An 11,935-nucleotide genomic window follows, 5' to 3' on the forward strand; every position below is an offset into this window, starting at 1 on the left:
ATCGTGCGCAGTAATTTGGCACTTTCTACTCAAAATTGGTTATTCTTTCTAGGTCTGGAACGCCTCCGATGTATCCATCAATCCATAGCCTTGATAAAGGCATCCCTGTTTCAAGTAGCTTGTTACTGATCTTGACCCTCTCTGTCATTGCCGCGCTCAGAATGCCTATGGATTCCAATACAGTGGATTTTCCCGATCCATTTGCGCCTATAAGAACATTAATATTACCGGGTTCAAATTCTGTATCATACATTGACTTAAAGTATTTGACATGTATTTTATCTATTTTCATGTTGAACCCCTTTCAAGGAATCTTTAGGCTGATTACAGGTCTGAATGATATCAAGACATTGTTGACGGCGAACGTCGGATGTGATCTTGTCCATCAATACCAAGCCTCCTTTGGAGAAGTCGAAAAAACCTTAGATTAATTCGACTCCATTATCGCAAAGGCTAGCTGGGTACAACAGGTACTGGCGGTTTACTGCTTACAACACTCAAAGCTGCATGCTCCCTCATTTCTCGTCTGAATCCGATTTTCCGGCAAGGAATTTTATGATCTCGTCGTAGGCTCGTGGGCTTGCTTCGAGTGCCTTCAGCAGTTCCTTCATGAAGCATTCACATACATATCAAATGTCAGGAACGAAGTTTTTCCAGTGCCTGGTCTATGGTAAGTCCTTGTGCTGTGATCTCTGCCATCACTTCGTCCACACGCTGTTCATTCAGTTCATCTTCGATCTGCTTTATCTGATCGTCTATTAACTGAAGTTTCTGTGTATACTTTACCTGATCTTCCTTTAACTTTTCCAGTTTGCTCTGCAATACCTCTGACCGACTGCGACGTGTGCGTTTCCCTTCTGCCATGCTATTCGTTCCTCCACATAAAAAATAATCTTTGACTTTAAAGAAATTACAGTGGGTGTCTCATTAAATTGATATTAACATAAGAGAACAGCCTCTGCCAGACTTAATAAAGGCAATCCTTTATGAATTGACCTCTTCGCAACATCAAATGGTGACGTTGTATGATCCATGGCGAGCACATCGTTGAGAGGATGCTGAACTTGAGCCGGCTTCCGCCATTGAGTTGTATGACAACTGATGAAATTAGAAACAGCAGAATTCTCCATACCCCTTACCTGTACTTGTGAATAACACCACTAAGGATGTCAATATCAAGAAACGGGAAATCTTCACCAGGGCCAGTCAAATGCCGCAGTTCTTCGATGATCTGTTCTCCGGCCTCTATGGCTGTGTCCATATTTCCATGTTCCCGCAGGATAATGAGCATCTCGATAATCTCCTGTATCCCCTCATCAAAATCCAGCTGATCCGCTTCTCTCAAGTGCCCTTCCTGAAGGTAAAGCTCTCGAAGCAAATTCCACTTTCCAAGAATAATGCGCTTATTGATCTTTACTGGAACCAGATACTCATCCTCCCCGAGATATGCTTCGGAAGCCGATTCGATCTGGTACTTCATATTCCATCCAACGTATGAGCTCAGCATACGAGCCGCCTCTTCCGGTGTAAAGAATTCGTCATCGATCCTAAATCGTATAGATTCATATCCACTTTCCGGATCTTCTTCGATAGAGATATTTCCATGTTCCTTTAATGAATAGCACATGCCGTCGCGGTGCAGCAGATTGGAAGCAGGAGATACTTTTTTCTCAATGCTCTTATACTGCACGCCATTTATGATTTTCTGAAAAAACCGCTGTGCAACATCACTGCCATTTTCATTCAGGTCAGAAACATCTTGAAAATAGTAGTTCCCTCCGACTTCCTGTGCTTCCCAGGTAACAATATTTCCAAGAATCAGGTGCTGTATACGGAAACTGTGCATCTTGCCGTCTGTCTCACTTATGATAATGTTCTTCGCGTAATGAAATGTATTATCCTTTCCAAACATTTCCAGCATCATCTGGTTATTACAGTCGGCACAATAGCTGCCTTTTCCTGTAATATGTATAACCGAAGGATTCTTTCCGCATCTATCACAGAGCATGTTGGTCTTTCTCCCCATCATAAGAATTACAATCTTTTTATAAAAAAAGCATCAATCGTACGATCATCATTAATGTCTCGCTTTTATTTGGAGATTATCTATTTGATGCTTATGAAGCTCATCCGTTAATTCCTTCTTGTCATCGCTAGAATCAACATAAACACAATCAATAGATTCTAATCCATATTGAATATTTATATGATGCCATTTCCCAAAATTATTAGATTCTTCATATTCCTCTGGTAATAAATTTACAATGATTTCTTTGGGATCATAACATAGATTAACCAGTATACGATATTCCTTTTCCTGGGCAGAAACTTTAGGAGATTGTAAATTTATATTTTCGTGAGGAATTTTAAAATATGTTCCCAAATAGTAAACTTTTCTCAATAGGTATTCAATGCGATCATCTATATTCATTGTTGGATCCTGATATAGGTAGTTCCACAGATTTTGTATTTCACTATTCACAATAGCATTTTGTCTTGACTTGTCATAAATAATATTGCCATATTTAAATATGCCTTTTCTGATTTTGTTATTTTTTTGTGAAGATTCCCTCTAATCGATGTATAATCATTAAATTGTTCGATCCATCTATTTGTTGCGTCCAATATTAATATCTCCTCAAGTTCTACATCAATTCTAATGCAAATCAATGACTAGAATTTTATTTAGATCAATATCCAATTTCTTTACCGTATATTATTATATCCAATCAACTGAATGAAAAGATCAACATGCTCTCAATAAAATTATCTGGTATACTCAAATATTTGCATTCCACTTCCAATCGAAAGTCGAATGTCCAACAAGTGGATTAACTACAGGGAAAGGTGGCATTTCTCATCCACAGGGATGCCCGAAGCCTCGAATTAAAACCATATTAATTAGGCCTTCCAGTTGTTTTGTCGCTTTCTTATCATTTGCTATGTAAAGAACATTCTGAAAAGTATAGCTACGATAACTATTAATACTATTAGATGACATCCGAATTTACGGAAAACGGTCGAATATTTATGTCGCGAAGTCCATTTAGAATAATCATCCTTCGTGACTAATATTTAATGTTTATGCGGGAGGTTTGAGTCAATAGAAATCTGGAACCTTCTGAGTTATAAACATATTTAACAGAGAAATTCCACTCCTTGAACTAACCGAATCAACTTCATACTGACTTCTCAAAGGCTCAAAGTCCACAATCCCCGGTTCATCTTCACTTGTCATAAGCATCCATGGTGCAAACATTCCAATTACACCTTTATTCTTTTTGGTTAAAATTCGTGCACCATATATTCTTTCAAGAGAAAAATCAGCATATTCCTGATCTATCATATGTCGTCTTCCAGAACTGATCTTCCATGTGTGACCATCAATTATTTTAATAAAATTACCGCCGACAGAAAAGTTTTGTAAATCCTTTCTTGCCTTATCAATATCAACTAACCTATAGTAATGACTTTGATAAACAGCGTATCGAAGTGCCTCTTCTGAAAATTCATTAAGATCACGAATCTTATCTATCACAAACTGCGCCTTGGTCAGACCCTCATGCGGATAAATCAGTTTTCCGCCCTGCATTTCTTCGAAAATCCAATTTGCAAGCTTTTCGTTATGGCGAAATCTCAATTTTTCAAAAACATAATCCTGCTGTAAAGGCGTTGATTCTCGCATGTAAATGCCATATCCATTTTGCATAGAACACCGCATAAAAGGTTGAAAACCGATCGGCAGTGCAATATTCTGTGGCTTTGCACGGAAAATCGGATGCTTGAGGACTCATAGCGCAGGGGATTCCCATGCGCATTTTTTTCAATTACTTTTGATGTAACCGTCGAATATTGAATATGAATCTCCTCCATCATTATCCTGCTCATTTGCCAGCTTGGACAATGAAATATCATCACATATTTATGTTTCTCGTCGATTTTAGTATCAGAATTCTTTAATGGATACCAGTTATTATCTTTATAATAGCAAATAAAAAAGAATAGTGCCACATTGCCTTTCCATACTCGAGCTCCAGTAAAAGACATAAGCAATATAAGTGACATTTTTTAGCTACTCTCTAACGAAGTACACATTTTCTCTAGATCTAGTAATCGCAACATATAACTTATTTCTTGTTAACGGTGCAAGCTCGGATAGCTTCCCAGCGTTATATTTCTGCATTGTGCTCTTGTTCAGCATAACGCAGACATTTCCATAACAATCCTCTCCCTTGGTATCGCCCCAGTTTTTATGGCTGGGACCATATTTTGCACTGTTCTGATAATGAAGTTTTACAATGCTTTCATCGCAGAGAATTCTTTCAATCTTTTCCGGGGCAGACACAATCTGAATCACGGTATTATCAGTGCGATTGGAACTCATGCGTATTCCAAGATTAGCCGATATATAGTCACAGATAGTCCGGCTACATCTCCAGCTATTAAGAAGTGTCGTCGTATCTGGCGTTACTCCTTTGTCCTCAAACCGCTTCATGTACTTTATTGGATCATCGAATAGGTTTTTATTAACATTGCCATCGAGGCTGGTATTGTATGTGTGCTGGAAGAAGTCTCCTACGAACAGCATATTAATGTTGGCTTCCATAAGCTGTTCAAGGAAACTGAAGTCTTTCCCGGAAATATCCTGCACCTCATCAGAGTATGTCAACGAAGGTCTAACAGGTTTTTTGTGTGAATTCCAGTGCGAGCATTTCCACCGCAAACCAGGTTTAATATACCATCATGATTTTTTATTGAGAAAGTGCATAACTAGTGCTACGACAATCAAAATAATCCCGCCTATTGGGAAAACAAACAACAGAACGATTCCTAAAACTAACAAAACCCAAAATAGCATATCGGCCTCCTTAAAATAAATATCCAACTAAGTCTGCCTTGATAAGTCCCCGCTTGAGAACGGTAATATTCACTCTCTCGGCATCAGCATTTATTGCTCCTGCTGTCTCATACCCTAATGTTTGTGTCCCTGCAGATGAGACTTTAGCACTCTCGTAGTCCAAAACATCAACGCCAATACTTTTTAAGAGATCTTCTGGCAATTTATAATCCTGCTTTACTAATCCAAATAACGTAAAGCCACTATCGACGCAGAGCGACAGAAGGCATTCCTTAACCCCAGTATGAACAACACTTCCCAATATGGATCCTACAAAACTTGAAAGCAGAATGGCGAGACCAACACCTGGAAGTAATACTGATGTTATCCTGCACAAAGTGGCTGCAGCTAGGGTTGAGAAAATTGATCTTGTCACTTCGTCTCCAAACTCTATTGCAGACATTTTTCCACATGAAGTCAAAATGGAGTCCTTTATGACACACATTGCGAGATAACTTATTGCGCCTATCATCTCAGGTGATGCATTCTTTAGAGTGTCACCAAGCATTCCGCTGAGTGACGCTTCTGTCAGGCATGCTGCTACACTTCCGGTTAAAAAGCCCTCAGTAATGGACACTCCAGTTCTGGTGCCAACTCGTTTTAAGTCATCTTCATCTATCGTTTTCTCATTGGCAACTTTTAAGATACTTTCTATCAGTACAGGCGCAATTTGAAGGATAGCTGAAATCTCAGCGGCGGTGATACCTGCTTTAAGGCTTCTCGATAAAAGCATCTTCATATTGATAAAGTCTTTAGGAGATAACTCCATTGTTTCGGCATTGGCTATTCCCTTTTTGGCATCTTCCGCTAATTTTACCATTTGCTCATTGCTGGCAGGTTTTGAATTAACGCCTGCATTATCAGATACAACAGTCGAAATGTCTCGGTTAAATCTTTCGGCATTCTGCGGCCTAATAGACAACTCTTTTAGATATCTTTTTCTTAGATAAATCCTAGCTTCCTCTACCAACTGATCATCATCAGCTACTAGGCCAATCTGATTTTTATATAAAGGAGAATACTTTGCCTCATCAACTGTCATATTATATTTTGCCGCAAATTCCTCAATCGTTAGCTTTGCCTTGCTTTCAAGATAAGGAGTTACCGATAAAGCTCTTGCCGTAGTTTCTCCATTTGAATAATATTTTGCCTGCCAGCTCTTGCCGAAATTAGAAATAATGTCAGGAGATCCCAGTCCGTTAACTCTCGGCAAAAAAACTCTATGTTCTGACTCTTTAGCAATCGCATCCGCATTAAAAGTAAGCCAATGCCAATACTCAGCCACATCACCTTTTAAAAAGCTAGGAGATTTTTGAGATCCACTAAAGTTCTGATTAATAATATCAAACATATCGTTCAACCCAGAATTGATCTTTTCAACATATTCTGAGGTTTGTCTTGCCGTCATGAACGCTCCGCTATTATTTGAAAATTCATCAAAGCCTTCTTTTACGCCTTGCATCTAAGATCATTCTCCTCTCAAAAAATTCTCGAGAAAATCATGATAAAAGACAGAAATAAGGCATTGATATCTCTGCATTCTCATCTCAGCTTTCCACTTCTCAAATGGTAAAAATGTAACCAGTTTTGCAGCATAGTTAATTTCATGAATGTTGGACAAATATGATTTCGTGTATTTTATAAAATCATCTTTTTCCTTAATCATCCCTGCATAACCCAGAAGTTCATCATCTACCATCAAAAGCGCCTGAGAACCTAACGAATAATATTTCATATGAAATTTCTCATATTTTTTATTCATTGTTTCCCAAGAGAGCAACTTACTTCCAATAAAAATTATTTTCTGATTTGATGATACTGTCGGCTTACTATCCTCATAATTTTTTTCAGACCACGTCAGGGCGGTAGTTCCGTCTTTGCAACCGACAATTTTACCTTCTTTATCATTATGCTGACTTATATATTGCTTAAGCATCTCTCCAAACGGCATCGTTTCTTTTGCGCAAACAATAATAAGATCCGCATTAGGTCTATTGTTCTGTTCATTCATAAAACGGCACCTCCGTATAAATCCCAATCAGACACAAATCAAGGCATGAAGTTTTTCGCCTCATGCCTTGGATAGTTCAATGTGAAACGAAGCCGTGCGTGCAAACTTCATTGACATCTATTTTATCATCTTTATGATTTTTTTACTATAGAATGTATGTTTATTGTGCATAATTACTATTGTCAATCTATTTTCAACCTTCCAGCATCCTCTTCACCTCATTGTGAACTTCCTGGAAAAAGTACCCTAAAGAGCTTTTGACTGTCGAATCAATAGTTGAAGAGAAAGTCATCAAGGTCGATGAGAGCTTCCTTCAGCTCCGGATTCCGTTCGCGCTGAATCAAACTTTCGAGATCAATCGCATCCGCGTCGGTGTCTTCCGCGGAAAGGTCATAGGACATCTCCACCAGCCTTGAGAGAATCTCCGCTTTCTTCGTTTTGTGGGTGAAACAGTATTCCTCAATCAGGATTCTCGAATACTCATGCATCAGCTTCTTCCTCCTCATTCTTCGGAGAGTTTATGAAAGTCAGGATCTCATCAAGGGAATGGGCGCTGCTTTCCAGAGCCTTCAGGATCATATCCCTTTGTTTTGCCCTGCGTATATCATACAGCTTTTTGAGCTCGTCGATCGCCTTTTCATGAGCGATTCGTGTCTTTTCTGCCTTTTTCTCTGCCAGCTCGATCTTCAGTTCCAGTGTTTCAGCCGAATTCCGCCGTGTTCTTGCCATCGTTATGCTCCCTTCTTACTGTCGGATTTTTCCTGCAGGTTTTTTCCTATCTCTTTTGCCTGGTACCGGACATTCCCTTCATCCATGTGAAATGCAGACAGGATCGTTTTCTGCGTTTTCGTAACTGCGTGGTCCAGACGGTATACGCCGTCCAGCTGCCTGATCATGACGATCTTCTCCAGTTCTTTTAAAGCCGCCGGAACCGTCATGTAATTCGGCCGCTTTGCCATTGTCTCACAGCATTCCTTCAGTTCCGTATACAGCCTGCACCGCAGGATCAGTGCAATGAACTGGATAAAAATCTTTGAGGCGAGCGCCTCGTCGGAGCACACGCGCATGCTGGTGTTTCCGAGATAAGATTTATCTGCACGGAACAGCTTCTCGGAAGCGTCCCGGCTCTTATACTTATCCAGTGCCTCTCTTGCTGTCATCTTGTCTGTTGACACGATTGCAAAGTATCCTGCCAATGACAGTTCCAGTTCAACAGCAGATGTGTTTTCTTCTGCCAGCTTCAGCGTTTTTCCATCTTTTTCATAATGAAGATAGAAATGATCATTGACTTCCGGTCCGAACGGGCCGCATTCCTTTCCGACGCACTTGTTAAGATAGTGTTTGAGTCTGCGGATTCTTGCCTTGATTTCCTGCTTCTCTCCGTAAGCACGGCTGTCACTGTAATACAGGTGGACATGCTTTTTCTTTTCGTCTCCTTCAAACAATACGCATTCCACACTCGTTCCGTAGACATCATACCGGTCGATGTAATGGATTCGTTTGCCTTCAAATGTCCCCTGATTTTTCAGTATGATCCCCCGGATGAAATCTTTCATCCCTTTGATCATGATCAGATAGCTGTATCCATGCCTCTCGATATACCCAAGGTTTTTCCGGCTGAAGCATCCCCGGTCAAGGATGAAGCCGAGATTCCGGTATCCATAGCCGTACGCCTTATCGATCATGCAGGTAAGCTGGGACATGTCGTTAATACTGCCCGGGTATTCCTCATAAAACAGCGGCTCCCTGTTTGCCGTATCAAAAGCAACGGAATAGTTGAAGATTGGCGTTCCTTGATCCACCTTGGCCTTTCCAAACTCGACGATATCGATGTCACCCGCCTGAGAGTTCTTATTCGTGGAATCATAAGAAATATAGATCCTCTGTCGTTTGCTGCGGGGACTATTCCAGCTGTTCAGAAAGCCCAGGATCTGTTCCGGTTTCAGCGCCTGCAGAAAATCCGACACTTTGGAGTCTGTGTACACCCTCATCCCTGGCGTGAAGAGAGGGTGGCTGTATGCGTGGTCCGGGTAATACTGGGCAGCATTATTCTCACTGAGGATACTGTAACAGGCCAGGTCAAGGACGAAACCGGCGTCCTTCGTATCCATGTGTTTTTCCAGCATTGGCCGGATTTCTGTTTCCGTGATCAGCTTGTGCAGCACAACATAAGACCCGATGCTCAAGTAAGGGCTTCTTGATGAACGATCCACCTCTTCCGGCAGGGCAGCGTCGGGAAAGTATTTCAGGTAATTCTGGTTTGGATACATCTGGTCCGGGGTATCCTTATCCACTTTTCCGATCGATGCTCGTTTCGGATAGGTGATCTGCTTTACCGGATCATAGGTCCGATCATACTCATACTCGATGAACATTTCGCCGCCGCGGTTCTTACGAACGAGCTTTCCGGAAGTCTCCGGAACCGGCACCTTAAACTTCATAAACATGGCATACCCTCAAGAAATTTTCCAGAAATAAATAGGGTATTTATACCCTATAAAAAGTGTAACAAAAAAAACCGGCCATTTGCAATCATTTTCGCTTACAAACGCCGGCTTTTGGCCATTTTCTTTATCTCACGATTGACGAATTACTCATTGAGGGTACTTTTCTTTGGAAGTTCACACTGCACGATCGGAAAGGAAGTCTGTCGCCATCTTCACAGGACAAGATATATCCAGATGCCCGACATGCTGGAAATGCACGCATATTCATGTCCGTCTCATAACTATAGCAAAACGGCTTTTTATTCGAATTTCTTCCATTTCTTGTTGCTTCTTTTGTTAAGATCAGTGGTTTCAATAGCATTCACCATACAATATTGAAGTTATGCTAATTATGCAACAATAAAAGTAATAACGGTAAAGCCGAAAGCAAATAAATCAACAATCAAAGCTTTCCTAAACATATTATACTTTCTTACGGAAATTTGGCTGTTGATAATAATTTCTGAAGACAAATCACGTATAAGCCTGTTTTACGAATCTCCTTTTTAGAGCTTGCCGGAAAATATCTATCAATCACCTTGTTAACATATGCTTCTGCGATTATTTACCACTTACGATTTCGGCAATCATCAGTATACAGGTAAATCCACGATACTACAAATGTGAGGTCACTTCATATAATCTAAGCACGGGAATGCTAAGCTTAGGAATAATAAGTGACTAATTTAGGATTAATGAATTATATTCTGCAGTCTAATCACAGCCCATACACTAATTTCTATAAAACCGAATGCGAAAATAATACCAAAAAGATATGTGATTAATGAGGTTTTAATATTGGCGAATAATCTTTTCTCTCCTAAAACAGAATCCATTATCTTAAAAACAAGCGAAAGGCCAGCGCAAAAAGCAATAATTACGAATACTGCTAATCCAACATAGTTTTTCATTGCGTCTCCCTTCTACAACTTTCAATGTTTCTTATTTATTTTCATCAGACGATGTACTGTTTTCCTCTAGATCTTCCAGTTTTTCTTTAGAGTCTGTTTTATCTTGAGCAAACTCATCGCTCGACTCAAACTTAAGATTTTCTTCAACCTTTTCCAAACGTTCAAGTTGCTCATTAATTGTATCAATATTCAGATCTTCATCTTCACAGGCCTTCGATAATTCTATTAGCTTCTCGTAATTCTCAAGTTTCTTAGCCTTAAGTTCTTCCTTCTTTTCCTCTTTTTCAATAGGCAACATCTGAGCCTCATGTACACACTCAATAATGGTCTTTACTGCTCCCTCAAATTCAAAACCTAGGCCAGATCCACCAAAGGCCAAAAAGTACACTACTAATAGGGGAATCGCACTCCTTTTGATAATTTTGAAACCCTTTTGTAAAATAACTACAACACGCCCTGGGGAACTGACATTGCTTTTTATACTAACTGAATCTTCATCATTTACTATTTCGCAAAAGAGATCAGTAAGTGCATAAATAAATCCTGAATAATCACGAGCTCGTATCGGATCAGTTGTTGAGATATTAACAACATACGTAATGTTGCTCTTATACTCATATGCGTTATAAAGACAATTCAAGATGTCTGTATCATATTCTGTTAAATTGCTAAGTCCATGATAATTACTTATAGCTTTAATTAAGTTTGGTTCCATCCTATTAGCGGCAATTTTGAGGAGAACTTCTATATGTCTGCGTTTTTTATAAGGGCACTTTACAGAATCAATAGGCTCGGATTTTAGCTCAATAACTTTATTTATCTCGATTTCCTGATCAATGTTGTAGTTTTCTTCATAATATTCGCCTACACGGCATATCGCAATTTCGGAAGTGCCATCATTTGGAACAAGTACAATATCGCCTGCCTGTAATTCATTAATGAATCGTTTACATTTATTTACGGCTGATCCCGGCCTTTTATCTCCATAATAATCATTAATGCTTTTCTTAAGCAATTGCTTGTTCTCAGGGACGAAAGACGTTTTTGAATCAATTATGTTCCATCCTAAAGCTATGAAAGAATTAGCAAGAAATTCATCATAGAAATATCCGCTCTTAGTCCTTATCATCCAAAAATTAGTTTCATCAGGTATTTTTGGAATTGTAAAATTAGTAATATAATCGTTGATCTTTCTTAATTTTTGATCATCAATCGAAGTCATCTAATTTTTTCCTACTAAAAATCATTGTTTATAGTTGCAAAACCATTATATCATTAGTAAAGAATTATCAAAATACTCAAATCAATAATAATTTCTGCAATAATATAAAATCCTATCGGGGCAGACTGTCCGAAAACTAGCGGATTGAGTACCTGATGAATTGGTTGTTACGGATTCCACCATGAACCCGTTTCACATATACATTTGCACCTTGAAAACTGAATAAAGTACGCATTATTCCTAGGTCTGAAATACGAAATATAGTATAATTGTTATAGAACATATACGATATTTTACGATTTCAGGAGTCAAGAATGCCATACGTTAAAACCTGTGACAGAAATCAAATGATGTTTTGCTCGATGGATTCGTTTGTTGATCCCGAGAGTACAGCACGTCTCATAGATG

Annotated in this window: 13 protein-coding genes; all 13 read right to left on the bottom strand. The window is 39.3% G+C overall.

Features of this window, described 5'->3' with window-relative positions:
* Positions 1–25: 25 nt before the first annotated feature.
* Complete coding sequence (locus tag ACTQ1O_RS04355) at positions 26–292, bottom strand: AAA family ATPase (RefSeq protein WP_441486272.1); 267 nt, start codon at positions 290–292, stop codon at positions 26–28.
* Positions 293–636: 344 nt separating this feature from the next.
* On the bottom strand, positions 637–864 hold the full coding sequence (locus tag ACTQ1O_RS04360; protein WP_441486273.1) for a hypothetical protein: 228 nt from the start codon (positions 862–864) through the stop codon (positions 637–639).
* A 271-nt stretch (positions 865–1,135) separates the two neighbouring features.
* Positions 1,136–2,008 carry a DUF7686 domain-containing protein gene (locus tag ACTQ1O_RS04365; protein ID WP_441486274.1) on the bottom strand — a complete coding sequence of 291 codons (873 nt, stop codon included), beginning with the start codon at positions 2,006–2,008 and terminating at the stop codon, positions 1,136–1,138.
* Between the two features lie 69 nt (positions 2,009–2,077).
* Positions 2,078–2,431, bottom strand: coding sequence for a hypothetical protein (locus tag ACTQ1O_RS04370; RefSeq protein ID WP_441486275.1), 354 nt, complete (start codon positions 2,429–2,431; stop codon positions 2,078–2,080).
* Between the two features lie 669 nt (positions 2,432–3,100).
* Entirely contained in the window at positions 3,101–3,709 is a 609-nt protein-coding gene (locus ACTQ1O_RS04375) for a hypothetical protein (protein WP_441486276.1), read from the bottom strand.
* A gap of 363 nt (positions 3,710–4,072) precedes the next feature.
* The gene (locus tag ACTQ1O_RS04380) at positions 4,073–4,588 is read right to left on the bottom strand and encodes a hypothetical protein (RefSeq protein ID WP_441486277.1); all 516 of its coding nucleotides are present in this window, start codon (positions 4,586–4,588) and stop codon (positions 4,073–4,075) included.
* Between the two features lie 280 nt (positions 4,589–4,868).
* Positions 4,869–6,359 (bottom strand): hypothetical protein, encoded by a 1,491-nt coding sequence (locus ACTQ1O_RS04385; RefSeq protein ID WP_441486278.1) that lies wholly within the window; start codon positions 6,357–6,359, stop codon positions 4,869–4,871.
* Positions 6,360–6,365: 6 nt separating this feature from the next.
* On the bottom strand, positions 6,366–6,908 hold the full coding sequence (locus tag ACTQ1O_RS04390) for a hypothetical protein (RefSeq protein ID WP_441486279.1): 543 nt from the start codon (positions 6,906–6,908) through the stop codon (positions 6,366–6,368).
* 269 nt (positions 6,909–7,177) lie between these two features.
* Positions 7,178–7,396, bottom strand: coding sequence for a hypothetical protein (locus ACTQ1O_RS04395; RefSeq protein ID WP_441486280.1), 219 nt, complete (start codon positions 7,394–7,396; stop codon positions 7,178–7,180).
* A complete protein-coding gene (locus ACTQ1O_RS04400) occupies positions 7,389–7,637 on the bottom strand; it encodes a hypothetical protein (RefSeq protein ID WP_441486281.1) in 249 nt (82 codons plus the stop codon). Before ACTQ1O_RS04400 ends, ACTQ1O_RS04395 begins: the two co-directional genes overlap by 8 nt.
* Before the next feature lie 2 nt (positions 7,638–7,639).
* Positions 7,640–9,355 (bottom strand): IS1634 family transposase, encoded by a 1,716-nt coding sequence (locus tag ACTQ1O_RS04405; protein WP_441486282.1) that lies wholly within the window; start codon positions 9,353–9,355, stop codon positions 7,640–7,642.
* A gap of 731 nt (positions 9,356–10,086) precedes the next feature.
* Positions 10,087–10,305, bottom strand: a complete 219-nt coding sequence (locus tag ACTQ1O_RS04410) for a hypothetical protein (protein WP_441486283.1) — start codon at positions 10,303–10,305, stop codon at positions 10,087–10,089.
* A 31-nt stretch (positions 10,306–10,336) separates the two neighbouring features.
* The gene (locus ACTQ1O_RS04415) at positions 10,337–11,527 is read right to left on the bottom strand and encodes a hypothetical protein (protein ID WP_441486284.1); all 1,191 of its coding nucleotides are present in this window, start codon (positions 11,525–11,527) and stop codon (positions 10,337–10,339) included.
* Between the last annotated feature and the right edge of the window lie 408 nt (positions 11,528–11,935).

Source organism: Bilifractor sp. LCP21S3_A7, from assembly GCF_052118825.1.
Lineage (GTDB): Bacteria > Bacillota > Clostridia > Lachnospirales > Lachnospiraceae > Bilifractor.

What these genes read in the sequence shown, in the direction of transcription:
- ACTQ1O_RS04355 (WP_441486272.1), bottom strand. Translation starts at nt 292, where the DNA reads ATGAAAATAGATAAAATACATGTCAAATACTTTAAGTCAATGTATGAT.
- ACTQ1O_RS04390 (WP_441486279.1), bottom strand. Translation starts at nt 6,908, where the DNA reads ATGAATGAACAGAACAATAGACCTAATGCGGATCTTATTATTGTTTGC.
- ACTQ1O_RS04365 (WP_441486274.1), bottom strand. Translation starts at nt 2,008, where the DNA reads ATGCTCTGTGATAGATGCGGAAAGAATCCTTCGGTTATACATATTACA.
- ACTQ1O_RS04405 (WP_441486282.1), bottom strand. Translation starts at nt 9,355, where the DNA reads ATGTTTATGAAGTTTAAGGTGCCGGTTCCGGAGACTTCCGGAAAGCTC.
- ACTQ1O_RS04375 (WP_441486276.1), bottom strand. Translation starts at nt 3,709, where the DNA reads ATGCAAAATGGATATGGCATTTACATGCGAGAATCAACGCCTTTACAG.
- ACTQ1O_RS04380 (WP_441486277.1), bottom strand. Translation starts at nt 4,588, where the DNA reads ATGCTGTTCGTAGGAGACTTCTTCCAGCACACATACAATACCAGCCTC.
- ACTQ1O_RS04400 (WP_441486281.1), bottom strand. Translation starts at nt 7,637, where the DNA reads ATGGCAAGAACACGGCGGAATTCGGCTGAAACACTGGAACTGAAGATC.
- ACTQ1O_RS04370 (WP_441486275.1), bottom strand. Translation starts at nt 2,431, where the DNA reads ATGAATATAGATGATCGCATTGAATACCTATTGAGAAAAGTTTACTAT.
- ACTQ1O_RS04415 (WP_441486284.1), bottom strand. Translation starts at nt 11,527, where the DNA reads ATGACTTCGATTGATGATCAAAAATTAAGAAAGATCAACGATTATATT.
- ACTQ1O_RS04410 (WP_441486283.1), bottom strand. Translation starts at nt 10,305, where the DNA reads ATGAAAAACTATGTTGGATTAGCAGTATTCGTAATTATTGCTTTTTGC.
- ACTQ1O_RS04385 (WP_441486278.1), bottom strand. Translation starts at nt 6,359, where the DNA reads ATGCAAGGCGTAAAAGAAGGCTTTGATGAATTTTCAAATAATAGCGGA.
- ACTQ1O_RS04395 (WP_441486280.1), bottom strand. Translation starts at nt 7,396, where the DNA reads ATGCATGAGTATTCGAGAATCCTGATTGAGGAATACTGTTTCACCCAC.
- ACTQ1O_RS04360 (WP_441486273.1), bottom strand. Translation starts at nt 864, where the DNA reads ATGGCAGAAGGGAAACGCACACGTCGCAGTCGGTCAGAGGTATTGCAG.